The sequence below is a fragment of the Vibrio sp. 10N.261.51.A4 genome (genome assembly GCF_041471945.1).
GTDB classification, from domain to species: Bacteria; Pseudomonadota; Gammaproteobacteria; order Enterobacterales; family Vibrionaceae; genus Vibrio; species Vibrio crassostreae_C.
Map to the genome: position 1 here is coordinate 123,763 of NZ_JBFRPJ010000069.1, position 26,475 is coordinate 150,237.

The following is a 26,475-nucleotide window of genomic DNA, read 5'->3' on the forward strand; positions in this document are numbered from 1 at the left end:
AGCCCTTTCCCCTAAGCCCAAACAGGAAGGTTTGGGCTTTTTTTTGACCGAAAGGACCGCTTACTTAACTAAGCTGATACCTTCTTTGTCGATAGTGATCTTGCCAGATTTGTATAGACCACCAATTGTCTTCTTGAACGTACCTTTGCTGGTTCTGAATGCAGAGAAAATAACTTCAGGAGAAGACTTATCATTCAAAGGCAGGTAACCGCCTTTCTTCTCAAGCAGGTCAAGAACCTTAGTGCTTAGGTCATCCATCTTAGCCACACCAACCTTCTGAAGAGACAAATCAATCTTACCGTCTTCTTCACGAACGTTTTTAATGTAGCCTTTTAGTGTTTTACCAATGAACAGCTTACCGATGATGTCAGATGGGAAAATCATACCCCAGTGTTCACCGTTCACGATCGCTTTGTAACCTAACTGGCTGCGCTCAGCGATAATGAGATCGACTTGCTCATTTTGCTTATAAGTCGCAGGCGTGTTGTCTAACCATTTGTTGAACTTCGTTGTACCAACGATACGGCTCGATGCTTTATCGATATACACATATACTAAGATTGACTGACCTTCGTTTAAACGGCCACGCTGCTCGCTGAAAGGAACAAGAAGGTCTTTACCTTTCACGCCCCAGCTCATGAATGCACCAGTGCTGTTAACACCTTCAACCGTCATCAAACCAAACTGGCCTACTTGAGCTATTGGTTTTTCAGTCGTTGCAGCGATCTGGTTGTCAGAATCTATGTATAAGAAAACATCTAGCTTTTGACCAATTTCAACACCTTCAGGAGTAAATCGTTTCGGCAGCAACACGGTTCCATAGTCGCTCGCGTCAAGGAATACACCGAAGTCTGCTTGTTTTACTACTTCTAAGTTGTTTATTTGACCAATATTAATCATCAAGGTTGTCTCTACTTTAAATTTGGCGGAGATTATACGTGATCTCTGATATGCTTTCGCTAGTTTCATTCATATTTTTACATTCTAGGAGACATCGTTGATCACCGTTGATAAACAAGATGCGATAACACTTAAAATTAACCATGCCATGGCTAAGACCAAAAAGCTCGACATGGACGTTTATCTATTCATTCCCGGTGAACTTGGACTGACTCCTGAAGTGCTTTCTGAAAGTGCCTTTTTCTACAGCTCAATCACTCAAAAACGTGCCTACTATAGCGACAAAACACTTTTACCTTTGGTACACAGTCGCTTGGCAAAACGTGGACGCTTATCTACAACACAGTATCGTGTCAGTTTGAGTCTGTTTGCCTACCAATATGTTATCGCGTTAGATAAAGCAGTCAGCAGCTTAAATAAAACTGATAGTGACGACGTAACGGCTGATGAAGTAGATGAAGTCATTGAATTGGCTTTAGATATCTTGAAGAAGCTACGCCGAAGCATCCCTTACGAAGAAAATCTCAAGCGCTACTACGCTAATATCGATAACTACCTATCTTGGTATACCGAGCAAAAGTTCCTATCGCTAGTTTCACACATGCCACGAGGTAGTGAGTATTCAACGATTAAAGAACGACTCTTAACGCTTTGTGATAAAGAGACCGCGCACCGTAAACTGAACCGCTACAACTCAGCAAGAGTTCGAGAGGACGTTACCCGCTTGAGTAACAAGATGCGTTTGCTGCGTCGTTTGATTGAACACCCTATCGTGCTTAAAGAAAAGACAACGTCGATGGGTAAGAACGTTAAGCGTGCCGTGAAAGGCATCGCGACCGGTTTGGTGATGGTTGTCGTGACCACTACTGTGATCTTGGCTCGTGACTTTCTTGGTGAGATTACCGCCTCTTTCATCGTGGCAATGTCTTTCATTTACGCACTGCGTGAGATCTTTAAAGATGACTTGAGAGACATCCTTTGGCGCTGGCTGCGTAAAGGCAAGCCAAAATGGAAGCGTCGTTACTATGATCCAACGACCAACAAGTCAGTAGGCCATAAACTGGAATGGTTGGACTACGCAAATTTTTCTAAGCTTGCAGATCGCATTCAGTCGATCCGTAAAAAGCGTGTGGTACAACGTGAAGAGCAAATCTTGCATTACCGCTCTCATACTGAGATGTCGACATCGACCTTTATGAGTGGTTATGAGGAGACTCGTGAAACGTTATCGATCAGCCTAAGAGCGCTGACACGGTTGATGGATAAAGGCTCAAACAAGATCTACCGCTTGAATGAAGGACAAGTGAGCCGCGAATCAGTAGAAAAGCGTCATCTTCTCAACCTGATCATTAAAGAGAACAACCATGATAACGAACCAACCTACTACCGTTGGAAGATCGTTATGAACCGTTCAAAAATAGTTGATATTGAGCAGATCACTCAAGAGTCATAGAGCCGTTATAAAGTTCTCTATAACGGTATGTGGAAACCATTCACATACCGTTGTTTTATCTCTTCAACGTTACCCATGACTTCTAAACCAAAATCTATTATTTAATCGCTATTTTCTTGAAGGGACTTTCTTAATTGAAAGCGTAAGCGTGAACTCCGCCATCGGCTCGTCACCATGTAAAGATGGGCAAGTCGCGATAATGGTTACGGGTTGATTGACCCGTTCTCCGGTCGACATGGTTTCTGCCAGCATAGTGTTGATCAGCTCACCGTCGTTACAAGTGAAATGCACATCACCTTCAGGGCGCTTCAAAAAGTTACCCGTCACCTCTTTAAAAGCCAACGAGATCTTTTCACCTTGCTGCTGAGATTTGCTCATCGCAAGAAACCCACCCGCGACATCCGCACCTACAGCCAAAACGCCAAAGTACATACTGTTAAGGTGATTCTTAGTACGCCTTCTAAGCGGGATTTTCACTTCAACATGTTGGTTGTCCAACGCGAGTAGTTTTGGTCGGCACAACCAGATAAGTGGGACTTTGAAAAAGCCAAACATGCTTAAGTAGAAATTTGCTTTTTGTAGAGGGGTCAACATTCGAATTACCTAGCCAAGTTAGTCATCAGACCAGTTAATCGACTAGCGATAAGAATGTCAAAAAAATGTTACAAAAAAGAGATATCATCGCACAATGATATCTCTTTCATTCTCAAAGCATTAGCGCCTTAAGTCGGCTTATCAGGCAAGCTAATCGATTTACGCAGTCACGACCGTTTCAACACCTTCAAGGTCAGCAATGTAACCTTGTAGACGTGGATAATCGACTAAACCTTGCGTAACTAGCAGCACTGGCTTCTTCGCGTTCAGGGTTGCTTTAACAATCATATCCAACAAGGTAATAACCGCTTCGTTTTGTGGATCAAAAGCGTGCTGCTGAGCTTCATTGTGTTTGTCTACGCCTAAAGTGAAAGACGCTAAGCTATCAACGTTTACCACTACACCATCGAAGTAATGCAGTAAACGTTCGCTCAGTAGCACTGCAGACGGCACATCGCACGAGAACAGTACTTTCAAACCGTTAAGGCCGCGTGGTAGCCCTTGCTCGGCAAGCAGGTCAATAATCTTAGCGGCATCGCTTAACGCACGAACGTAAGGCACAACTACTTCAACGTTGATGCCCTGCTCACGTAATGCCTTAATAACCTGACATTCTAAAGCGAAAGCCTTGCTGTATTCTGGTGTCGCGTAACGAGCAACGCCACGAACACCTAGTGCAGGGTTAATCTCTTCTGCTTCACAGTTCCCGCCAAGCAGCGAACGGAATCCATAGCTGTCTGCACTGCTTAATGCGATACGAACAGAAGTGTGATTTGGCTGAACGGCAGCTTGAATGGCAATCACTAAGGTCGAAACAAAATGCTCATCGACTGTTTTATCGCCAAGGATCGCTTCTAAAGACGTTTTTTCAATATCAGTCAAAGTATCTAAGTGACTCTCGATACTTGGGTGGTAGAAGACACGATCCATCACTAATTCTGATAATGAAACGTATAAGTGGTTAGAATTATTATTATCGTTGTAAGAAGGCAGCACATCACCTAAGACGAGTTCTGGGTGCAAAGTGCTTTGATTTTCTTGAGTCATTGCTGCTCCAGCATTTTTATGTTGTGTTCAAACGAAAATACCGATAGCTGCCTGTTAATACAAGTGAAAATCCCTTATTTGACGCTGGCCTGCTGATAAAAATAAGAATATTAGCAATAACTGAGATAACTTTGACTCAATAGAGTTTATTCCTCTGTTCAATTCCGTTATCTTAACCACTCCGCAATAGAATAAAAAAGCTATCACATGCCATTAAAAACTGATGAGTTGAGAACCCAAGCTCTGGGTCCTATGCCAACTCCTGCCGAACTAGGCAATGCACACCCTATTACTGACGACGTTGCTGAGCGCATTAAAAATTCTCGCCGCCAAATCGAAGATATCCTAACTGGTCGTGATAACCGCCTATTAGTTATCGTAGGCCCTTGCTCTGTTCACGATACAGATGCGGCACTTGATTACGCTGAGCGCCTAAGCAAAATTCAAGACCAGTACAAAGATGAACTGTTCGTTGTAATGAGAACCTACTTCGAGAAGCCTCGTACTGTTGTAGGTTGGAAGGGTTTGATTACAGATCCTAACCTTGATGGTTCATACGCACTTGAAACAGGCTTGAGCAAAGCTCGTAAGCTTCTGCTAGATATCAACAAGCTTGGCCTCGCTACCGCGACTGAATTCCTTGATATGATCACAGGTCAGTACATTGCAGACCTTATCACTTGGGGTGCGATTGGCGCTCGTACAACTGAATCTCAGATTCACCGTGAAATGGCTTCTGCACTGTCTTGCCCTGTTGGCTTCAAGAACGCGACCAACGGCAACATCAAGATTGCTATCGATGCAATTCGTGCAGCACATGCTTCACACTACTTCTACTCTCCAGATAAGAACGGCCGCATGACGGTTTACCGTACTTCTGGCAACCCATACGGTCACGTTATTCTACGTGGTGGTGATAAAGGCCCTAACTTCGACGCTGAATCTGTAGATACTGCATGTAAGCAACTGGCTGAATTCGATCTACCTCAACGTTTGGTTGTAGACTTTAGCCACGCTAACTGTCAGAAGCAACACCGTAAGCAGTTAGAAGTTGCACAAGACATTTGTGAGCAAATTAAATCTAACAAGAACCAAATTGCAGGCATTATGGCAGAGAGCTTCATTATTGAAGGCAACCAGCCAATGACAGACATTAACAACCTAGAATATGGCAAGTCGATTACTGACCCATGCCTAAGCTGGGAAGATACTGCAACAATGCTAGACATGCTTGCAACAGCAATTAAAGATAGAAACTTAGCTTAAGGAAACAACACAATGCCATCATTTGACATTATCTCTGAAGTAGAAGCAGTAGAACTGCGTAACGCAGTAGACAACGCAAACCGTGAACTATCGACTCGTTTCGATTTCCGCGGCGTTGACGCAAGCTTTGATTACAAAGATGAATCAGTAAAATTGACTGCTCAAGACGATTTTCAACTGAAGCAAATGCGCGATATCCTTCGCAGCAACCTAACGAAGCGTAATGTTGATCCTAACGCGATGGAAGCGAAAGCGGCAGACCAAACAGGTCGCACTTGGCACCAAACGGTTATCTTTAAGCAAGGCATTGAAACTGATGTCGCTAAGAAGATCGTTAAGCTAATCAAAGACAACAAAGTTAAAGTTCAAGCTTCTATCCAAGGCGACAAAGTTCGTGTTACTGGTAAGAAGCGTGATGACCTACAAGCTGTTATGGCTCTAGTTCGCGGCGGTGAACTTGGTCAACCTTTCCAGTTTGACAACTTCCGCGACTAATTTTTGAGTTTGAGTGACCGCCTATTTGGGTTGCTCATTCATCAGCACAATGTCGTGTTTGAAATAGCAAAAAGCCACTTCTTTTGAAGTGGCTTTTTATTTATCTGGTCCAGCTTTAGTTTTATTCCGAGCCTCTAGCCGATTTCAAACAACCAGAAAGCTCTCATTTCAACTAGAAGCAATTACCTCAACTGAGTACTTGGGCTGCTGACAATTTTAGGTCTTTGCCGACCAACAGATTAAACTCTACGCTTGCTGGTGGAATAAACACACACACTCGTAATTTCTCTGCTCTTGCTTGCTCAAGCTTTGTTGATAGCTCTCCGCTGTTGGCGTAGCTCTCTCTTTCTGCATCTCGGCGGCACAGGTCGATAAATTCAAATGGACAATCGCTCGGTGAAAGTACGAGCTCTGCCTCCTGCATCAAACGTAAAGCCTTCATAGACAGCAGCTCGACATCTTGCTCGAATTCAATCCAAGTCACCAGCCCTTCGCTATCAATGCCTTCGGTTAGCGCTTGCTGGTAGTAAGACTCTAACTGCTCTCTGTCATTCACCTGCTCGATAAAGCTGGATGACAAGAAACGCTCCCAAAATTTACGACGCTCGTCGACGGTTGGGAATGACTCTTTGATTGAATTGCGTTTTGATGCACCGAAGTCTGCTATCAAACCTATGTTTTGTGGCAATACCGTTTCGAGTTTTTCTCTGATATTTCTTACTAAAACAGGTGATGCCCCGCCACTAGAGATGGCAATTTGGATTCTGCCGCGATTTATCATCGAAGGTGTGATGAAGTCGCAATAAGGAAGATCGTCAACCACATTGACTAAAATGCCCAGTTTTTTCGCATCATTATACACTTGGTGATTCAAGCTTGGGTTGTCTGTTGTGGCCCAAACCTGCAAGTAATTTTTCGATATGATCTGTGACGAGTAAAAGTTTTGAACCCAGTGAAGCTTGTTCTCGTCCACAAGCTGCTTTAAGTAAGGCGCTACCTTGGGAGACACCAAAGTCACATCCGCTCCCGCTCGTAGTAAGCTATCGACTTTACGGCAAGCAACCTCACCCCCACCAACCACTAAGATTGGCTTATTTTCTACATCCAAAAACATTGGGAAATAACGCATGTTCTTCCTTGAGACTACTTCAATAACTATTCAGCCATGCTACCAAATTTGGAGCATATTCATAACTATCGAAGTGTAATAAAAATATTTATTGACCAAATTTCAACATTTCTTAAGTTTAATATTTCATCATTGCGATGTGGATTCAGAATATTTATCTAGTCGATTATCAATATAAAAATCTAAATCTCGTTGCACCAACAGTGTGAACCGTTGCACTATTTACATTCACTTAACATTTGGTCATTCTAATTGTGTTCGGATTTGTGATTTCATTCAAAATTCTTTTTAAATTATACATTTGTGAAACTACGGATCCTTTCCTAACCTTATAAACAGTTGTTTAAATCGCACACAGTTTCATTTGCAAAATGCAAGTCGTTTAATTTGAACAACAAGGTCATAGAAAACGCAACACATAAGAGAAACTCAAACGAGCACGAGTATCAGGTGTCACCTGGTTAACAAGGAAGGATATAAATGACAAATAAACTAACACTTCTTGCTTCAGTAGTAGCTGCATCAACTGCGATGATGGCAACATCGGCATCAGCAGCAGAAAGCACTCTGGACAAAGTCACATCTCAAGGATTTCTAACTTGTGGTGTAAGTACCGGTCTTCCAGGGTTCTCTAACCCTAACTCAAAAGGTGAATGGGAAGGAATTGATGTTGAGTATTGTCAAGCTCTTGCAGCGGCTGTACTCGGTGATAAGACTAAAGTTAAGTATGTACCTCTAACAGCAAAAGAGCGTTTTACTGCGCTTCAATCTGGCGAAATCGACGTACTATCTCGTAACACAACATGGACATTACATCGTGACACTGCTCTAGGTCTGAACTTCGTAGGCGTTAACTACTACGATGGTCAAGGCTTCATGGTTAAAAAAGAACTTGGCCTAACAAGTGCTCAAGAGCTTGATGGCGCTTCTGTATGTGTTCAATCAGGTACAACAACTGAACTTAACCTAGCCGATTACTTCCGTAACAGTGGCATGTCTTACAAGCCAGTGGTATTCGATACGGCAGCACAAACATCGAAAGGTTTCGACGCAGGTCGTTGTGACGTGCTAACGACTGACCAATCTGGTCTATACGCACTTCGCCTAAACCTAGCTGATCCTAAATCTGCAGAAGTACTTCCTGAAATCATCTCTAAAGAGCCTCTAGGCCCTGTTGTTCGTCAGGATGATGATCAATGGTTTAACGTTGCTAAGTGGACACTTTCAGCAATGATTAACGCGGAAGAATACGGCATCTCTTCTAAAAATGCAGACGAAATGCTTAAGTCAAAAGATCCAAACATCAAACGTATTCTTGGTGTAGACGGTCCTAAAGGTAAAGGCCTTGGCATTCGCGACGACTGGGGTTACCAAGTAATTAAGCAAGTTGGTAACTACGGTGAGAGTTTTGAGCGTACTGTTGGTACAGGTTCTCCACTTCAAATCTCTCGTGGTGTAAATGCATTATGGAATGCGGGCGGCTTTATGTACGCTCCACCAATCCGTTAATAAATTTTCAAGCATCAATTAGGGCGGAGTTTTCCGCCCTATTTATTAAATGGATTTGAGGTTATAGTAGTATGAAACCTAATGAAACTATTTCTCCAGCTCAGGCAAAGCCACAGCCCAAAAGTGCCAACTTATTTTACAACCCCACTTTTCGCTCCATCATTTTCCAAATTATCGCCGTCGGGGCGCTTTGTGCTTTCTTTTACACGATTGTAAATAATGCACTCACAAACTTAGATTCCCGTGGTATCACCACTGGTTTTGATTTTCTCTCACAAGAAGCTGGTTTTGGTATCGGCTTAACACTGATTGAATACGACGAGACCTACTCATACGGTCGTACATTCTTTATCGGTCTTCTCAATACCGCTTTGGTTTCAGTACTCGGCATCATGCTAGCTACAGTGCTGGGCTTTAGTATGGGTATCGCTAGGCTCTCTTCAAACTGGCTAGTTAGCCGATTTGCAGCTGTCTACATTGAGATATTCCGAAATATCCCTCTGCTATTACAAATCTTTTTCTGGTATTTCGCCGTTCTACAAGCCTTGCCTTCTGCTCGTCAAAGTATGAGTCTAGGTGAAGCAATTTTCTTGAACGTACGCGGGTTGTACTTCCCTGCTCCAGTCTTTGAGCATGGCAGTAGCATTGTCATCGCATCATTGATTGTCGGTATTATCGCTACGTTTATTATCAACATCTGGGCTAAGAACAGACAGAAACTGACCGGCCAACAAACACCGATGTTGCGAATTGCCGCTGCGTTGATTTTAGGCTTACCGTTGATAACTTACTTTGTTATGGGCATGCCTATCTCTGCAGATTACCCTGTGTTGAAAGGGTTTAACTTCAAGGGTGGTGTTACGATAATCCCTGAGCTTGCTGCATTGACGCTCGCTTTAAGTATCTATACAGCAGCGTTCATTGCTGAGATTGTTCGTTCAGGTATTAACGCGGTAAACCATGGGCAAACTGAGGCTGCGATGTCTCTAGGCATCCCACGTTCTAGAACTCTAAAGCTTGTCATTATTCCACAAGCATTAAGAATCATTATCCCACCACTAACCAGTCAGTATCTAAACCTGACCAAAAACTCATCACTTGCGATGGCCATTGGTTATCCTGATCTTGTCTCTGTATTTGCAGGAACAACACTTAACCAAACTGGACAAGCTATCGAAGTAATCGCGATGACAATGGGCGTCTACCTAACCTTGAGCCTATTAACGTCCGCTCTAATGAACATATACAACCGCAAAGTAGCATTGGTGGAGAGATAAGATGAGTACACATCAATTTCAACCTGATCTTCCGCCTCCAGCGAATACCGTTGGGCCAGTCGGTTGGTTAAGAAAAAATCTATTTAATGGACCTGTTAACAGCGTCGTCACTGTGATTCTTGCTTACTTTGCTTTCACCCTATTATGGGCAATAGCGGATTGGGCATTCATCAGTGCCGACTGGATAGGAACCACACGTGATGCCTGTACTAGCGAAGGCGCTTGTTGGGTTTTTATCAGCGTTCGTTGGGACCAATTCATGTATGGCTTCTACCCAGAAGCTGAACTGTGGCGACCTCGCCTCTTCTATGCAACGTTGGCCATTTTTGTAGCCTTACTGGCTTATGAAAAAACACCTAAACGTACGTGGATTTGGTTGTTCTTCGTCAACATCTACCCATTTATCATTGCTGGCTTGCTATACGGTGGCGTCTTTGGGTTAGAAGTTGTTGATACCCATAAATGGGGCGGCCTACTGGTTACACTGGTCATCGCACTTGTTGGTATTGTAGTGTCACTCCCTATTGGTGTTGCACTTGCTCTTGGGCGCCGCTCAGAGATGCCGATCATTCGCAGTATGTGTACCGTATACATCGAAATTTGGCGTGGCGTACCGCTCATTACAGTTCTATTCATGGCTTCAGTAATGCTGCCACTCTTTTTATCAGAAGGGACAGAAACCGATAAGCTCATTCGAGCACTTGTAGGGGTAGTTCTATTCAGTGCAGCCTACATGGCCGAAGTAATTCGAGGTGGTCTACAAGCAATACCAAAAGGCCAATACGAAGCAGCTGATGCTCTGGGGTTAAGCTACTGGAAAAAGACTGGGCTTATCATTCTACCTCAAGCTCTTAAAATCACGATTCCTTCAATTGTGAACACCTTCATTGGTTTGTTTAAAGATACCAGTCTTGTTTTGATTATTGGTATGTTTGATGTACTAGGAATTGGCCAAGCCGCGAATACCGACCCTGAATGGCTTGGGTATTCAACAGAAAGTTATGTATTTGTCGCGTTAGTGTTCTGGGTGTTTTGTTTTGGCATGTCGAGATATTCGATATGGCTAGAAAACAGACTTCACACCGGTCACAAACGATAATTAACAAGATCAAGGACGTATTATGACGCAGCAGACAGAAAACAACTCTCAAGGTCTTATGATCGAGTTGAAAGACATGAACAAGTGGTACGGTGAATTCCACGTACTTAAGAACATCAATTTAGAAGTTAAAAAAGGCGAGAAAATCGTTATCTGTGGCCCTTCAGGCTCTGGTAAATCAACGATGATCCGCTGCATCAACCGATTAGAAGAGCACCAAAAAGGTCATATCTTCGTTTCAGGTAATGAATTAACGGAAGACCTAAAGAACATCGAAGCCGTGCGTAGAGATGTCGGCATGTGTTTCCAACACTTCAATCTATTTCCACATCTGACGGTATTAGAGAACTGTACTCTGGCTCCAATCTGGGTCAAAAAGATGCCAAAAGAAGAAGCCGAAGCGATTGCAATGAAGTACCTAGAGCGCGTAAAAATCCCTGAGCAAGCGGACAAGTTCCCAGGTCAGCTTTCAGGTGGTCAACAGCAGCGTGTAGCTATCGCTCGCTCTTTGTGTATGAACCCTCAAGTGATGCTGTTTGATGAGCCAACGTCGGCGCTCGATCCAGAAATGGTTCGTGAGGTGTTAGACGTAATGGTTGAGCTTGCAGAAGAAGGCATGACGATGCTTTGTGTAACGCACGAGATGGGCTTTGCTAAAGAGGTCGCGGATCGCGTTATCTTCATGGATGCCGGTGAAATCATAGAAGAGAACAACCCTGTCGATTTCTTTGAAAACCCACAATCAGACAGAACGCAGAACTTCTTAAGCCAAATCTTACACCACTAATGTGTTATGATGCATAAACTACAGAGGCGGCTTAGGTCGCCTCTTTGTTTTCAGTGTTATAATTAGTTTTTCAAGATTATAAACAGCGATTCAGTGCGATTAAAATTGAACAACGAACCTTAACTGCACTTTAAGAAATACTTTGTTACACCTTCAGAAACACTTAACCGACTATTTTGATTATTATTTTACGCATACAAGAGGAATGAGAGACTTGATTTTTCGAACTTTCACCCCCATAAATGTACTAATAACTATTGAAGTCACCTTACGAGGAAGATTATGAACAGCCCTATGTTTTCACGCACAGCATCTCAAGAAAGTGCTCTGCAAACCAATAAAGTGTTGCGTAACACCTACGCATTACTGTCTATGACACTACTTTGGTCTGCTGTTGTAGCAGGCGTATCCATGGCGATGAACCTTCCTCGCCCGGGTCTTATTATCATGCTCGTTGGCTTCTACGGCCTACTTTTCCTAACAGAAAAGAACCGTGACAACAGCATGGGTCTAGTCTTCACATTCCTATTTACAGGTTTCTTAGGCTACACCATCGGTCCAATCTTAAACATGTACGTTGGCGCAGGCATGGGTGATGTCATCCTAACTGCACTTGGCGGTACAGCACTGGCGTTTATGGGCGCATCAGCTTACGCACTAACAACTAAGCGTGACCTGTCGTTCCTTAATGGCATGCTATTAGCGGGTTTCGTAGTACTACTTGTAGGTATGGTTGCAAACATCTTCCTACAAATGCCTCTACTATCATTGGCAATGAGCGGTATGTTCATCCTGTTCTCGACTGGTGTTATCTTGCTTACAACGCAAAACATCATTCGTGGCGGTGAAACAAACTACATCTCTGCAACGATCAGCTTGTACGTATCGATCTACAACATCTTCATCAGCCTACTAAGCATCCTAGGCATCATGGGCAGCGACGACTAATCGTTCCCATCATTGAAGAATATCTAGCCCAAGAGCCTACCTCTTGGGCTTTTTTGTATCTATAAGTACGATATTTCATTGGATAGCTACAATTTCTGTTGAGAAAGACAAACTTGGTCATGTACCCTATCCGCATAGTTAATTGGATTCTGGATTAAACATGTTTGAATATAACGGCAAGCAAATCGAAACCGACGCTCAAGGCTACCTATTGGATTACACGCAATGGGAAGAAGGCATGATTGAAATTCTTGCTCAAGACGAGGCGATTGAACTTACAGATGCACACTTAGAAGTCGTACATTTTGTAAGGAGCTTTTACGAAGAGTTCAACACCTCACCAGCGGTTCGCATGCTCGTTAAAGCAATGGAAAAAGCTCACGGCCCAGAAAAAGGCAATAGTAAGTACCTTTTCAAGTTATTCAAAAAAGGCCCTGCAAAACAAGCGACCAAGCTCGCCGGTTTACCTAAACCAGCAAAGTGCTTGTAAAACCTAACCCGCTTTAGGTCATTAAGTTACGTTCAATATAAAATACTGTAGTGCTACAACTACAGTATTTTAAACGCCCCTATGCGTACGTCTTGGCGCTCACTATCTTTAACTTGATGCATCACAACGTTGTCTACTGTTGCGCTCGAAGGGCCAATATAGAGCCAAGCATGTAACTTCTCAATTTGCTGACTCTCTCCGACAACTAACACTTCAACTCGACCATCATTTAAGTTCTTTGCATAACCTGAGAGACCCATAGCTTGCGCCTGCCTACTGGTGTGGTAACGGAACCCAACACATTGAACTACGCCTGACACGACAAAAATATATTGTGAACTTTCCATAACGTTGCCTCATAAATTATATGAATGATATAGTCGAGTTTCTATTCATTCACCGCTTATTGGTGGACTTACTTCGAGTATAACGATTATGAAAGAAATCCCATTTCGTTGGATTGACAAATATCTCATTCACCTAAAAATCCAAGAAAAGTTCTATCTACTCTTCTTATTGCCTCTTCTCGCCCTGGTTATATTAACTCTCGTTTTAGATAGTGCCGCGGACTCTTTACTTGCTCACCTTTATCAAGAAGAAATGCTCTTGATGAAAGGGCTTATCGAAGCGGGTCAACTCACTAAAGATCAAGTAGCTCAGCTTGTCAGCAGCTCTGAAACCATCTCTTTAGGCTACGGTGCTGGTTCTGTTTCAGTGATGAATGGAGCGTTCAGCCTAGTTGCTAACCATGACCAAAACCTTTGGTCTGCTCTATCGACGACTCAGGTTTCTATCATCGCTGTAACCCTAACGCTTATCGCACTAGGTGTTTACTACATCATGACCTTTATTGGCGGCGCGATGTTCTCTATGAACAAAGCTCTGAACACGCTTGCGAATGGCGACTTAACTTGCCGCATGAACTACTTCTTAGTTCGTGACGAGTTCAGTGAAATCGCGATTACAATCGATAAAGTTGCGGAGCGTGAACAAAACATGGTTCTATCAATCCAAGAGTCTGTCGCTCTCATGCAGCAGATCAGCTCGGACTTGAACCAGTCAACACAACAAAGTTCAGACATCTCAGGTAACCAACAAGAACACCTGAATAGCTTAGCAAGTGCAACGGAACAAATGGCGGCTACCATTCGCGAAGTCGCTACCCTTGCTCATGCGTCTAGCTCACAAACGATGGACGCTCGCGGCGTTGCTCAGAGCGGTCAAGTCAAGGTTTCAAATACACTGGAGTCTATCTCTAGCCTATCTCAAGAGATCCAGTCCGCTTCACAAGCAGTAGAAGAACTGGATGCCAACGCGGCGCAGATCGATGAAGTAGTCACAACCATCAACGGTATTTCTGAACAGACTAACCTGTTAGCGTTGAACGCAGCTATCGAAGCCGCACGTGCTGGCGAGCAAGGTCGTGGATTTGCTGTTGTTGCCGATGAAGTTCGTGCCCTTGCCGGTCGTACTCAGCAAGCAACGGTTGAAATCCAAAGCATGATTGAATCATTACAACGTAACAGTCAATCACTGACCAAGCTGATGGAAGTCACGGTGAACAATGCTAACGAAGGCCAAACACTGATGTCAGAAGTGAACGTCGAGATCGGTTCATTAGCGGAAAAAAACCAGTCTATTTCAGATAGCAGCACTCAAATTGCTACCGCGGCTGAAGAACAAGGCGTAGTCGCTGACAACATTGCACAGAGTGTTGAAGAGATTCGCCATCAATCAGACAGTATCTGCGAGATGATCAGTAAGAGTAATTCCAATGTTGACCAACTTCGTAAACAAAGCGATACGATGGAAGGTTTGCTGACAGGTCTTAAAGCTTAATACTGATATCCACCACAATGTGTTGATTAATCATTACTAGGGCTGCTTCTGCAGCCCTTTCTTATTTGCTTTTCACCTGCACTTCCCCGACAATACCCCTCCTTCAAATTCAACAAACAGAGTAAATTATGACTCCTTCAATTCATCTAGCTAAAGGCCGAGATAAATCACTACGCCGCAAACACCCTTGGGTATTTTCACGCGGTATCGATAAGGTCGAAGGCGAACCAAAACAAGGTGAAACTGTAGACGTATATGCTCAAAATGGTCAGTGGCTTGCAAAAGCGGCTTACTCACCAGAATCTCAAATTCGAGCTCGTGTTTGGACATTTGAAAAAGAAGAGATCAACAAGGCGTTCTTCGTAAAACGAATTCAAGACGCACAGTCTTTACGAGAAGACATTATCGAACGTGATGGTCTAACGGGCTACCGCCTAACGGCCGCAGAGTCTGATGGCTTACCAGGTATCACAATCGACAAATACCAAGACTTTCTTGTTTGCCAACTGCTAAGTGCTGGCGCTGAGTTTAACAAAAGCGTATTGGTTGAAGCGTTAATCGAGTGCTTCCCTGACTGCAACATCTACGAGCGTTCAGACGTGGCAGTTCGTAAGAAAGAAGGCCTAGAACAAGTTGTCGGCGTTCTTCATGGTGAAGAGCCACCAAAATCTATCGTGATTGAAGAAAATGGCGTTAAAATCAGCGTGAACATTATGGAAGGCCACAAAACAGGCTTCTACATGGACCAACGTGATAGCCGCAAAGAATCGATGAAGTACGTTAAAGGCAAAGATGTCCTTAACTGTTTCTCATATACAGGTGGCTTTGGCCTTTACGCACTTAAAGGCGACGCGAAGCGTGTTATCAACGCTGACGTATCTCAACTTGCTCTTGATACCGCTAAGTTCAACGCTGAACTTAATGAGTTTGATATCTCGAAAAAGCGCGCTGTATTCCTAAACGCTGACGTTTTCAAACTGCTTCGTGAGTACCGTGATCAAGGCACTAAGTTTGACGTAGTGATCATGGACCCACCAAAGTTTGTTTCAAGCAAGAATAACCTAACTTCAGGCGCTAACGGCTACAAAGACGTTAACATGCTTGCGATGCAAATCCTGAAACCAGGTGGCACTCTACTCACCTACTCTTGCTCTGGCTTAATGGGTACTGATTTGTTCCAAAAAATCATCGCTGATGCAGCATTAGACGCAGGCCGCACTGTTAAGTTCGTAGAACGCTTCGAGCAAGCAGCTGACCATCTAACTGACACTGCTTACCCAGAAGGCTTCTACCTAAAAGGTTTTGCTTGTAAGGTTCTTTAAATACAAATTACCAGTCTAAGAAACAGCGTTACAGTTCATAAAAAACCGAGATTCTTCAATCTCGGTTTTTTATTAGTATCAGCAAACTCAATCGTCTTTAATAACTAGGATGTCAGACAAACTATTCGTCAAGTCTGCAGTGGAGAGGCCATCAAATTCAATTTTAACTTGCTGCCCATCTTTTTCTACAACCATGGCGGAGTTAACTTCGCCTCCTTCAACCTCGATGTTGTCTAACAACTCAGTGACTTGTTGTTGAGTTGGCGCATCAGCAAATAAGTCAGACAAATCAACCTTATCTCCTTCCGCGATGCTAAAATCGGAGATTCGATCGGTACTTCCATCTAAATCACCATCAACCCACTTGAATATATCAGCGTCATCACCACCAATAAGGATATCGTTTCCGAGACCACCAATCAGCGTATCTTGACCAACTCCACCTTTAAGTGCGTCATCACCACTCCCACCATCTAAGTAGTCATTACCAGTACCACCATCGATAGCGTCGATACCTGCTTGTCCGTAAACTGTATCGTTACCGTCACCAGTGAAAGCAATATCGATGCTGTCATTCTTATTCATACTTGGTCTATAACTATCGCCTTCCGATACAAAATCATCACGCTCAGCCGCACCGTCTTTAGGGTTCTTGGCTAATGACTCACTCCCCCCAAGGTAAACCGTGTCGTTTCCACCTCCTAGTTGAACGTAATCACCACCTTTGCCAACATCAACAAGGTAATCGGTGTTTGTATTATCAAACGTTGATGTTCTCTCATTTTCTGTATTCCCAACAGAGAATTGATGCTTCTGCCATTGAAGGTCAGCTCCATCTACGGTAATCGTGTCGGTGACATCTCCAGAAGAACTAATCGTGGTTGGTGTTACGGGCTCAGGAACCTCAATTTCTGCAGTTGCCGTAGAGCTTGCAAATTTGTCCGCTCCCGTAACATATTGCTCTTCACTAACTGCTTCAACTGTAATACCAAAATCACGATTTCCAGTATAATCCGCCGGGAATACTAATTGAGCACTTACCGTCCCCACAACTCCAGCTGCATCAACAGCAAGTGCAAGTATGTAATTACTTGTACCATTGACTGGCGTTTGCAGTACTCCATCTACATACAGTTTCGCCCCTGACGGAATACCACTCACCGTAACCGAATCACCTTTAATGATTTCACTGCCATCCGTATCTTGCAAAGAAACCGTTATATCGACAGGGATTTCCTGTTGTTGAACAATACGATAGCTTCCATCTATGTTGTTTAGTTCAACGATAGCATCAGAGAAAATCAATCGTTCAATTTCATATAAGTGGTCTCCATTTTCATCAGAAGGAGTATATTGATCATTAGGTGTATCGGTCCCCTTCGTATCTCGCACTAGCCAGTGGCCGACACCTCCACCATGATCGCCTAGATCTGTGATTATGTACTGAGAAACTGGACCTGAGTAAATTACAGTGTCATACCCATCGACACCTATATCACTGGTAGTTTCATCACCTTCAATTTTGTCATTTCCAGCGCCTGATACGAACCAATCGTTGCCCGCACCACCTATATAGTGGTCCGAGTCCTGACTTTGGTCACCAACATAAAGCTTGTCCTTAGATCCGCCTTGATGTAAGTGCTCATGAATATCCGCGTTAAGTACTCTGCCTTCCTCAAAACCATCTAATTTAAGTTCTGTAAGTAGTGTGTTTTTCTCTGTAGTAGTCAACTGGGAGAACCCAACAAGTTCTTGATATACGTCGATACCGTTGGAAAAGGTAATATCCCCAATGGAAACAGCTACTAATGGGGCATCAGCCACAGGCGTAATATCTACCGTAAGCGTATGCTCTTCTGACGTACCATTCTCGTTTACAGCCTTGAACTTAATTTCAGCGTAGTCATTCGATTTATTGCCTACACCATCAACATTAAAGCCGTCATAACCAGATTCGTTAGCATCTGGATTAAAGCCGATCACGCCTGAAATTAATTGAGCCGATGTAATCTGACTCGAGTTTAGTGGCTGCCAATTTGGCTCTTGAACAGTACCAAGGTTAATCACCAACGCTCCATCGAGTGGTTGATGAGTTATCACTATATCGTTGCCAGACTCAATCCCAAAATCATCAATCGATAGCACTAAAATAGTATCTTCTTGTCCAAAGGCTTCCTTACTCTCAGCATCCGGTCCAACAGACACTGGATGAACAATCAAGTCGAAGGCCCCGTTCGAAATCTCACTGGTATCTCCGACAATCTCGTCTGAAATCGCTTCAATCTTAACGTTATAAGTGCCTGGCTCATCAACCTGAATCATCAGATCAGCGAGCACTGTTTCGGCAGTACCATTTGATGTTAACCAAGCAGATATATCAACTTCACCATCAGCATTAACAACAAGCTCCTGATCTCCAAGTTTAACAATTGAACCTTCAGGCAAACCGGACACGACGAGTCTCAACGTCTCTGAACCATCGGTATCAACAAGCTGCGTAGTTATCTTAGAGACATTGATAAAGGTATCTTCCAGCCCTTCATTAATATCGAACGCTGGGTAATAACCACCCTCTAAGGATTCATGTTCAACCTGTGCCCCGATATTAACTTTATCCTCAAGCGAACTTACATCCGGAACAATATCGAAGTTGTCCGTGTTAAAGTCTACGGGTTCATTACCACCAACTGCGACACTGATAGTGGCATTACCTGGACCAGCCTCGTTGTCGTGGAATGCAGTAATTGTGTACCAACCAGATGCCGATGGTACAAAGGCTGAAGACTCATAGGTACCGCCTCCGCCCCAAGTTTGAGAGGCCATGGTTTCACCACCGACTTCAAGTCTAAATGAATCATCTGCATGACCGCTAAACACGTATGACTCACCAGCAACTAGGAATACCAAACCAGTAAGTTTGCTCGAAATGTTTTCGATAGCTGGAGAGTTCTGAGTGCCAAAGTCTGGCGTCTGTGTAACTTCTGAAGTGTTGGCAACACCTGCAGACTCGATTGCTTGTTCAACAACGTCCGGAGCGACACCGCTACCATTGTTGTAATCAAAGTCTAGGTTCTCCCATTGCTCTAACTTAAAACCTTCATCTAAATCTACATTTGGTGTTTCTACAACTAACTTGGCAAGTGTCGTATCAGGGCGAATATCAATCGACATCGTCGTACTAGAGCTGGTGTTGATGCCATCAGAACTGTGGTAGTTAAACTCCGCATAATCTTGCTGATTATTACCAGTTACTACATTATCTTCATCAAACATTGATGTACTAGATTCATAGCTTACTGGGTTGAATATCAAGAAACCTTGTTCAATCTGCTCTTGGCTTACTGATACTCCTGTACCAATCGTTTCAGTATTTAACAGAACCCATTCATCAGTAGATTCGTTGTACAGATACATATCACCCGCACCTGGAGCACTAGTGATAACAATCGACAATTCACTAGAATCTGCGTCAGAAACATTGAAATCGGCCCACTTAAACGTAATCGATGAACCTTGGGCTTGTGCCTCATCGCCAATGACATGTGAGTCCTGTGCTTGCGGTGCTTCATCGTTATCAATGATCGTCGCAATACCTTGCTTACCACCCACTTCGAGCGTGAAGTTCTCATTTAACTCATCAATGCCGTCTTCGTTAGTTGGTACCTTGATGTCAAACGACGTTACTCCCGCAGGCACAACAAGCTGACCATTAACAAGCGTCACTCCCTCAGTGAACTCTACGTTGTCGGTGAAATCTTTGTTATCACCGAGCTCGGCAGAACCGGAGTTTAACGACCAGTCGAATTGAGTCTCTTGACTGCTTGTGTTAACTAGGTTCACGGTGAAGACAGCTACATCGCCTTCAATTACTTGTTCATTATTTGGATTAACCGCGTTGCTCACTGTATCGATAGTTGGAGCTTCATCGTTATCAGTAATGCTGCCCACTGCAGATTCACCATCAACAGTCACGGTGTAGGTTTCAGCGATCTCATGGAGACTGTCATCAATTGTCGGAATCAAGATTGCAAAGTCCTTCACTCCAATTGGGACAATCAGTTTTCCACTTTGCTGATCATAGGTGACGCCATTAGTAAAACGAACCTGACTCAAGTCGAGATCTTTTTCTTCACCCGAATCATTCGCAGCATCCGTGTTCTTACCAAAAGTAACGTCCAATACAGACTCAACAAGTGCACTTGAATCCAGAATTACTTTAAAGCCAAGATCATCACCTTCAACTACTGAGTCTGCTAGCAGGTCTACAGACGCAACACTAGAAGGAGTCGGTAAAGGGTTGACGATAACATTAACTTCAGCACTCGCGATTTGGCCATTATCATCAGTAACCTGATATTTAAACGTTGTTTCACCGACAAAATCATCGCCAGTTAAATCAAAGTATACGATGCCGTCTTTGATATACGCATTACCTTCCGTTTCACCGTATACATAGGTAATACGTAGATTGTCGCCATCTGAATCGATATCGTTATTTAGAAGCTCAGAACCGATAATGCCAGCAAGCTTCGATGTTGGAATCTCAAGAATGCCGCCTTGATTCACTGCATACGCGCCTTCACTAGAGGCTTTAAAACCAGTTAGGAAGTAATCTGACGCATCATTATCATTCGTTGCTTGGTTGGAATACTCAGTTGCTTCAAATACCACAGTATCAAACGCGATTGGAGTACCATCAGGACCAAGCGGTGTTATTTCGTAAGTACCTTTATTGTTACCGTCTTCAGCAATAAACGTATCACCTGCAACCGCTACGCCATTGAGGTACGCTACCCAACTGCCTTGTTCATGGTTATCAGTGAAATCACCGTCATTACCTTCGTTTTTAAACAAGTTAGATACTGAAAATGTAAACTGAGTAGCAGGGCTATCTAAGTTGATTTCAAACTTCTCAGATTGCTGCTCTGCGCGATCATATTCAATCTGAGCACCCAATCCACCTACTTTGCCGGCAACACCAATCTTAATGCCGCTGTGTGCGAAGTCTTTATCTTGGCCATTGAAGCTAGCATTTAGCTCAGCGCCTTCGGCTGACCATGGAGAGTCGTTGTCTTCACTGAACTCACCCAGTTTAACTTCGAAGCCTTGCGGATCGTTATTCGCATTCAGATCACCAGACTTATCGATAGTAACTGTCTTAACTTCACTTTCGTTACCATCACTGTCTACCGCTTTATATTCGAATGAATCTGACGCCTTAGCTTCAAGAGAAGTCAGCTCCCAGTTACCTGGTCCTTGTGTGCTTGCTTCCACCGAAACAATCTCAGCACCTTCAGGAGCGACAATCGTGACATTTTGATTATTGTGGGTGTCATCATAAAGGAAGGTTTTGTCTTCTGTGACACCATTACCATAATCAAAGGTGACTGTAATCTCAGCTCTTGATTGAACACTATCATCAGCATTTGGGGCAAACCAACCACCCAAACCACTTAGACCAACCGTTACTGAGTCCGCTGGACGAGAAGAGAAATCAATGTTGATCGCCTCGTCTTGGTGAATACCGCGATTAGTCGATGCAATACCGAAACCCATATGGCCTTGCTGACTGTTGTTTTGCACTAAAGGCTTAGCGTCAACGTTATTTCGACCTTCCGAGGTAATGGTGACGACATCACCATTATCAAACTTCAGTTCGCGAGTATACGCATCTACTTCATCACCCCAGTTATGGAACTCTGCAGTGCTATGAGGGCCTTTATCTAATGTGGATGTATCATCAACACCTAAGAAGAAGCCCGTTGATTCTTGGTCATCTTCATAAACGATGTTGTTAGGATCTGCATACGTCTGCCCAACTACCACTTCAACCTTGTTATTACCATCGACATAGTAAAGAGTTCCTGAATCAGGCAGCTCTGTGATGATCACGCCGAGATTTGTATCTGCGTCATTATCGTTATCATCTTCATTATCAGAAATATGGTCTGTACCATCACCTTCGATAGTCCCCATCCCGGTATCGAAAATAACTTGCGAAGAGCCATCTGCATTGAGAGAAATAGAGAAGTCTTCAGCTTTTGGCGGGTTATCATGGCTATCGTCAATAGCTACATTTTTATCAGCACTAGAAGTATCTAGCTTCTCAAATACATCGGTACCATCTTGGGTTACGGATACAACACTAACGTTAAACTCTTGTCCAACTTCGTATTCGTTGTCTTGTTCAGTTTGAATCTCAAAGGTCGCTGTATTTGTATTTGCGTCTACGTTTACAGTTATAACTTCAACAATATCTTCATTGCTCGCATTTGTGTAAGAGTACTGAAGAGTAACCACACTATCTTCAGGCACTTGCTCACTTAGCGTAATCGTAAATGGACTTGTCTTATCACCCTCAATAACTGAATCGGGACCAGTCAGCCCAACTGTAACGGTATCTTTGTCGTTTGTGTCTGTCTCATCGACAATCTTAGCTGTACCTGAGTCCTGTTTGTCATTTTCAACAAACTCACTAGTTGAGCTAGCATTTAGAGTTACAGTCTCTTCACCCTCAAGCAATTTATCATCAAGAACCTTGATGAAGACTTCTAAGCTATCAGAGCCGCTAGCAATAATAAGATCGGCAAGCTCCTGATCTGAAAGCGCTTTATAATCTTGTCCATCTTTAACGTAGATCTTGTCTTCGTAATCGACACCTTTAGTTGCAGTATCCCCTGCCGACCCTAGTGTAAGAGCAAGACCAACGTTCTCAGAGACAAGCTCATCTAGGTTGATTTCAAATGATAAGAAAGCATCTTCTGCTTCTGTCACTGGTTGGCCAGCAGTAACTGTTAGCTCAGCAACAGGTAATACATCAACATTCACTACAACCGTATCTGTACCACCGTTACCGTCCGACACGGCAACAACAAATGAATCATCTCCATCAAACTCGTTGTTCGGAGTGTACTTCCACTCGCCCGTTTCAGGGTCGATCTCAACACTACCGTTTGTAGGTTGGCTCACCGTGTAAGTCAGGTCAGTGTCGTCAATATCGGTTGCAGTAACCTTACCAGATACAGAGTTATCCTCTTTAGTCGATACACTTATTTGATCAGTATCGCCAATCGGCACTCCATCTTTGACAAATATTGGAGCATCATTTTCTGGAGTGACATTAATCGTAACCACGGCGGAATCAGTACCACCTTTACCGTCAGAAACTGTGTAAGTAAACGTAGCGATACCATTGAAGTCATCCGCTGGAGTGTAACGAACGGTCTGAGAACCATCTTGTAGCTCAACTAACTCAACCTGACCGTATGTTGGATCAATCACTAAACTATCTAAAATGATTAACGTATCACCATCAACATCAGAGTCATTCGAAAGTAACTCGCTACTAGGTATATCGAGAGTTACATCTTCTTGTGTCTGAAGATTTTTAATCACTTCTTGAAATTTGATATTGTCTAGATAAGTCCCACTCTTGTCGCCTTCAGTGCCAACTTCTCTAAATGAAAGGGTATTTGAACCATCTCCACTCCCACCTAATAATTCCAATAACTGGGTTTGCATTATGTTACTTTCAGGGGTGATCGTAGCAACAACTTCGCCGTTCCAAATGACCTCAAGCTCAGCACTCGGCAATCTTTCGTACATTGCCGTATCAAAAGACAGTTGGTATAAGGTACCGCTTTCTACACCTTGAATTTGTTGAGTAAGGGTTACATTGTCACCATTACCTTCCATATCAATCATACGATCGCCGTCTGTTTCATCAACAGCATAGCCTTCTTGAACTGAATCTAAAGCACCAGTTCTTGCATCGTAGGACCAACCATCTAGTTGGTCGATTCGAGAACCCCAACCGGCATTTGATACCGATTCATAGTCTTCAAAGCTACCATTGACGATCAGGTTATCACCTAACGCTCTTGAATCATCGTTCGCGATAGGGTCATCATTTACTGGTGTGACATTAACGGTCACTGTCGTAGTGCTTTTTTCACCATGAGTATCAACAATGGTGTATTCGAAAGTCGCTTCACCATTGAAGTCTTGGTTAGGTTCAAACACGACATTGCCATCTATCAGCAGAACAGAACCGTTTGTAGCATCGGTTGCGTTGACAGAAAAAATGGTTATGTCATCCCCATCAACATCGAAATCATTGGCTAACAGCTCACTACCACTAATAGTAAGAGCCTGATCTTCTTCCGTTATGAGTTTGGGTGCATCTATTCCGGTAACTGTAATGTTATCGATAAACGCACCAAGCGAATCAGATTCACCCTCACCAGCAAAAGCGATTAAAGTAGCATCACTACTAACATCAAACTCAGCATTTACTTGATACCAACCTTTGTTATCCGGACCATCTAGTGTTACAGAAATGCCTTCTGGAGCAGTCACTGTTCCATCCGCATGCAGCGTAATAGTTGTATTCCCAACAGTAAAAGTCATATCAGACGACGAGTTGCCGTCTTGGCGAGGGTTATAATCGAACTCTACCCTCAAAGAGTCTTGATCCGACGTATCAATTGATGTCGTCATCACCGTGTTTTTATGTGGGTCTAGCTCTGCGTAAAAATCACCGTCGGTAGCATCAACAATTAAGCCGTCTCGCTCAATCTCTATACCATTAGTAAAGTCCCATACCTCTGATGGGTCTTTAGAAACAACCGTCCAACCCGCTGGGTTTGCCATATTTTCGAATGACTCAGTGAGCAATATGGTTTCTTGAACGTTTTTGTAAGAATCACTGATGGCTACAGGCGCATCGTTGACTGGCGTCACCGTCAAGTTGAACGTGCTGTCTACCGGTGTGCTGCCATCTTCGTTGCCGTCTTCAACGTTAATATCGAAAGACGCCGACGTGGTTTCGCTGCCGTCATGTTTAAACGTCACTTTACCCGCCGCCAACTGCGCCACCGTGAAGCTGCTTGACGCGACGCCGTTCACTAAGATTGTGCCGTTGCTCGCGTTGCCGACCGTGAAGGTCACGCCTGTGTCTGTATCGTCAACGTCTGTATAACCCAAGTCAGCTGCCGAGATCGTGTAGCTGCCTGCCTCGTCCACTTCCGCCGCCAGATCACCTGTCAGCTCCGGCGCATCATTCACTGGCGTCACCGTCAAGTTGAAAGTGCTGTCTACCGGTGTGCTACCATCTTCGTTGCCGTCTTCAACATTCACATCGAACGACGCCGACTTGGTTTCGCTGCCGTCATGTTTGAACGTCACTTCACCCGCCGCCAACTGCGCCACCGTGAAGCTGCTCGACGCGACGCCGTTCACTAAGATTGTGCCGTTGCTCGCGTTGCCGACCGTGAAGGTCACGCCTGTGTCTGTATCGTCAACGTCCGTGTAGCCTAAGTCCTCAGCCGTAATGGTGTAGCTGCCTTCTTCATCCACTTCACCCAACAAATCACCTATCAGCACTGGTGCATCGTTCACAGGAGTAATATTAAGCGTAACTTCTGCTTCGTCTTCCCCACCGTTCCCATCGGTCACTTTATATTTAAAAGTTGCCTCCCCGTTATAGTCGGTATCCGGTGTGAATATAATTGTATTGTTTGTGTAGTCGACAAACAGCTCACCATTAGTCGCGGAGGTAATTGAACCCACAACAATTGAGAGCTCATCACCATCAATGTCAGTATCATTCGCTAACAATTCATCAAAAGAAATCGTGATAGACGTGTCTTCAGCAGTAACAAGTTTAGATTGATTAATACCTGTCACTGTAATGTTATCTAACAACGCACCATAGCTATCTGAAGCTCCAGCACCTGCAAATGTAAGGTCCGTAACGTCCCCTTGGACTTCGAACTCAGCCGTGATCTTATACCAACCATTTGCGTCAGGTTGCCCTATTTGGACATTAAGTCCGTCGGCACCCGATAGAGATCCATCTGCGTGAACAGTAACTAACGTGTCACCGACTTTAAACGTCATGTCAGAAGATGAATTACCGTCTCGTCGAGGGTTGTAATCAAATTCAACACGCACGCTATCTTGGTCTGACGTATTAATATTTGTTGTGATCGCGGTGTTTTGATGAACATCAAGCTCAGCGAGGTAGTCACCGTCTGTCGCTTCAGCTATGAGACCGTCACGCTGAATCTCTAGACCATTTGTTGCTTCCCAATCATCTAGTTCGTCGCCAGTTACTACAGTCCAACGACCTGTGTTTGTCATGTTTTCAAAGGACTCAGAGAAGAGCAGCGTCTCACTATGAGTTTCATATGTGTCATCAATCGCTACTGGGCCCTCGTTCACGTTGCTCTCTTTCAGGGTCACCGTCGCTTCCGCTGTCGAGCCGTAACCGTCGGTCATCACCATCTGGTAATCGCCACTGTTCGTGCCTTGCTCGAA

17 protein-coding genes are annotated in these 26,475 nt (G+C 43.8%); 11 read left to right on the plus strand and 6 right to left on the minus strand.

Annotated elements, in window-relative coordinates:
• Window positions 1-60: 60 nt before the first annotated feature.
• Window positions 61-969: a S1 RNA-binding domain-containing protein gene (locus AB4384_RS15950; protein WP_017059694.1), complete on the minus strand. Its 909-nt coding sequence runs from the start codon at window positions 967-969 to the stop codon at window positions 61-63.
• 28 nt (window positions 970-997) lie between these two features.
• Here AB4384_RS15950 and AB4384_RS15955 point away from each other — a divergent pair, with 28 nt between their 5' ends.
• On the plus strand, window positions 998-2,353 hold the full coding sequence (locus tag AB4384_RS15955; protein ID WP_017063834.1) for a hypothetical protein: 1,356 nt from the start codon (window positions 998-1,000) through the stop codon (window positions 2,351-2,353).
• Window positions 2,354-2,461: 108 nt separating this feature from the next.
• Here the strand turns inward: AB4384_RS15955 and AB4384_RS15960 are convergent, their stop codons facing one another.
• Both AB4384_RS15960 and AB4384_RS15965 read right to left on the minus strand, forming a co-directional pair.
• The gene (locus tag AB4384_RS15960) at window positions 2,462-2,947 is read right to left on the minus strand and encodes a PaaI family thioesterase (protein WP_017059696.1); all 486 of its coding nucleotides are present in this window, start codon (window positions 2,945-2,947) and stop codon (window positions 2,462-2,464) included.
• A gap of 159 nt (window positions 2,948-3,106) precedes the next feature.
• Window positions 3,107-3,994, minus strand: a complete 888-nt coding sequence (locus AB4384_RS15965) for a putative PEP-binding protein (RefSeq protein ID WP_017059697.1) — start codon at window positions 3,992-3,994, stop codon at window positions 3,107-3,109.
• Window positions 3,995-4,201: 207 nt separating this feature from the next.
• Between AB4384_RS15965 and AB4384_RS15970 the strand changes: the two genes are divergently transcribed.
• Window positions 4,202-5,260 (plus strand): 3-deoxy-7-phosphoheptulonate synthase, encoded by a 1,059-nt coding sequence (locus AB4384_RS15970; RefSeq protein ID WP_102394015.1) that lies wholly within the window; start codon window positions 4,202-4,204, stop codon window positions 5,258-5,260.
• 12 nt (window positions 5,261-5,272) lie between these two features.
• The gene (locus tag AB4384_RS15975) at window positions 5,273-5,755 is read left to right on the plus strand and encodes a YajQ family cyclic di-GMP-binding protein (protein ID WP_017063832.1); all 483 of its coding nucleotides are present in this window, start codon (window positions 5,273-5,275) and stop codon (window positions 5,753-5,755) included.
• 187 nt (window positions 5,756-5,942) lie between these two features.
• Here the strand turns inward: AB4384_RS15975 and AB4384_RS15980 are convergent, their stop codons facing one another.
• Window positions 5,943-6,884 (minus strand): NAD(P)-dependent oxidoreductase, encoded by a 942-nt coding sequence (locus AB4384_RS15980; RefSeq protein ID WP_372129802.1) that lies wholly within the window; start codon window positions 6,882-6,884, stop codon window positions 5,943-5,945.
• A 480-nt stretch (window positions 6,885-7,364) separates the two neighbouring features.
• On the opposite strand from AB4384_RS15980, the gene AB4384_RS15985 reads away from it, so the two are divergent.
• From AB4384_RS15985 to AB4384_RS16010, 6 genes are all read left to right on the plus strand, one after another.
• Window positions 7,365-8,393, plus strand: a complete 1,029-nt coding sequence (locus tag AB4384_RS15985; protein ID WP_017059701.1) for an amino acid ABC transporter substrate-binding protein — start codon at window positions 7,365-7,367, stop codon at window positions 8,391-8,393.
• 71 nt (window positions 8,394-8,464) lie between these two features.
• Window positions 8,465-9,670: an amino acid ABC transporter permease gene (locus tag AB4384_RS15990; RefSeq protein WP_372129803.1), complete on the plus strand. Its 1,206-nt coding sequence runs from the start codon at window positions 8,465-8,467 to the stop codon at window positions 9,668-9,670.
• Between the two features lies 1 nt (window position 9,671).
• Window positions 9,672-10,769 carry an amino acid ABC transporter permease gene (locus tag AB4384_RS15995; protein ID WP_017066317.1) on the plus strand — a complete coding sequence of 366 codons (1,098 nt, stop codon included), beginning with the start codon at window positions 9,672-9,674 and terminating at the stop codon, window positions 10,767-10,769.
• A gap of 22 nt (window positions 10,770-10,791) precedes the next feature.
• Entirely contained in the window at window positions 10,792-11,556 is a 765-nt protein-coding gene (locus AB4384_RS16000; protein WP_017059704.1) for an amino acid ABC transporter ATP-binding protein, read from the plus strand.
• A 282-nt stretch (window positions 11,557-11,838) separates the two neighbouring features.
• Window positions 11,839-12,504, plus strand: coding sequence for a Bax inhibitor-1/YccA family protein (locus AB4384_RS16005; protein ID WP_017057206.1), 666 nt, complete (start codon window positions 11,839-11,841; stop codon window positions 12,502-12,504).
• Between the two features lie 160 nt (window positions 12,505-12,664).
• The gene (locus AB4384_RS16010; RefSeq protein WP_017057205.1) at window positions 12,665-12,994 is read left to right on the plus strand and encodes a TusE/DsrC/DsvC family sulfur relay protein; all 330 of its coding nucleotides are present in this window, start codon (window positions 12,665-12,667) and stop codon (window positions 12,992-12,994) included.
• 59 nt (window positions 12,995-13,053) lie between these two features.
• Here AB4384_RS16010 and yccX read toward each other — a convergent pair whose 3' ends face one another.
• Window positions 13,054-13,341 (minus strand): acylphosphatase, encoded by a 288-nt coding sequence (gene yccX, locus AB4384_RS16015; protein WP_017059706.1) that lies wholly within the window; start codon window positions 13,339-13,341, stop codon window positions 13,054-13,056.
• Between the two features lie 88 nt (window positions 13,342-13,429).
• On the opposite strand from yccX, the gene AB4384_RS16020 reads away from it, so the two are divergent.
• Window positions 13,430-14,833: a methyl-accepting chemotaxis protein gene (locus AB4384_RS16020; protein WP_102319806.1), complete on the plus strand. Its 1,404-nt coding sequence runs from the start codon at window positions 13,430-13,432 to the stop codon at window positions 14,831-14,833.
• 128 nt (window positions 14,834-14,961) lie between these two features.
• Entirely contained in the window at window positions 14,962-16,155 is a 1,194-nt protein-coding gene (locus AB4384_RS16025; RefSeq protein ID WP_017059708.1) for a class I SAM-dependent methyltransferase, read from the plus strand.
• A gap of 87 nt (window positions 16,156-16,242) precedes the next feature.
• Here the strand turns inward: AB4384_RS16025 and AB4384_RS16030 are convergent, their stop codons facing one another.
• Window positions 16,243-26,442 carry a tandem-95 repeat protein gene (locus AB4384_RS16030; RefSeq protein WP_372129804.1) on the minus strand — a complete coding sequence of 3,400 codons (10,200 nt, stop codon included), beginning with the start codon at window positions 26,440-26,442 and terminating at the stop codon, window positions 16,243-16,245.
• Window positions 26,443-26,475 lie beyond the last annotated feature (33 nt).

Bases quoted from the DNA above. Each gene is read 5' to 3' on its own strand.
- AB4384_RS15990 (WP_372129803.1), top strand. From the start codon at position 8,465: ATGAAACCTAATGAAACTATTTCTCCAGCTCAGGCAAAGCCACAGCCC.
- AB4384_RS16005 (WP_017057206.1), top strand. From the start codon at position 11,839: ATGAACAGCCCTATGTTTTCACGCACAGCATCTCAAGAAAGTGCTCTG.
- AB4384_RS15985 (WP_017059701.1), top strand. From the start codon at position 7,365: ATGACAAATAAACTAACACTTCTTGCTTCAGTAGTAGCTGCATCAACT.
- AB4384_RS15970 (WP_102394015.1), top strand. From the start codon at position 4,202: ATGCCATTAAAAACTGATGAGTTGAGAACCCAAGCTCTGGGTCCTATG.
- AB4384_RS15980 (WP_372129802.1), bottom strand. From the start codon at position 6,884: ATGCGTTATTTCCCAATGTTTTTGGATGTAGAAAATAAGCCAATCTTA.
- AB4384_RS16010 (WP_017057205.1), top strand. From the start codon at position 12,665: ATGTTTGAATATAACGGCAAGCAAATCGAAACCGACGCTCAAGGCTAC.
- AB4384_RS15965 (WP_017059697.1), bottom strand. From the start codon at position 3,994: ATGACTCAAGAAAATCAAAGCACTTTGCACCCAGAACTCGTCTTAGGT.
- yccX (WP_017059706.1), bottom strand. From the start codon at position 13,341: ATGGAAAGTTCACAATATATTTTTGTCGTGTCAGGCGTAGTTCAATGT.
- AB4384_RS16030 (WP_372129804.1), bottom strand. From the start codon at position 26,442: ATGGTGATGACCGACGGTTACGGCTCGACAGCGGAAGCGACGGTGACC.
- AB4384_RS15950 (WP_017059694.1), bottom strand. From the start codon at position 969: ATGAAACTAGCGAAAGCATATCAGAGATCACGTATAATCTCCGCCAAA.
- AB4384_RS15995 (WP_017066317.1), top strand. From the start codon at position 9,672: ATGAGTACACATCAATTTCAACCTGATCTTCCGCCTCCAGCGAATACC.
- AB4384_RS16000 (WP_017059704.1), top strand. From the start codon at position 10,792: ATGACGCAGCAGACAGAAAACAACTCTCAAGGTCTTATGATCGAGTTG.
- AB4384_RS15975 (WP_017063832.1), top strand. From the start codon at position 5,273: ATGCCATCATTTGACATTATCTCTGAAGTAGAAGCAGTAGAACTGCGT.
- AB4384_RS15960 (WP_017059696.1), bottom strand. From the start codon at position 2,947: ATGTTGACCCCTCTACAAAAAGCAAATTTCTACTTAAGCATGTTTGGC.
- AB4384_RS16025 (WP_017059708.1), top strand. From the start codon at position 14,962: ATGACTCCTTCAATTCATCTAGCTAAAGGCCGAGATAAATCACTACGC.
- AB4384_RS16020 (WP_102319806.1), top strand. From the start codon at position 13,430: ATGAAAGAAATCCCATTTCGTTGGATTGACAAATATCTCATTCACCTA.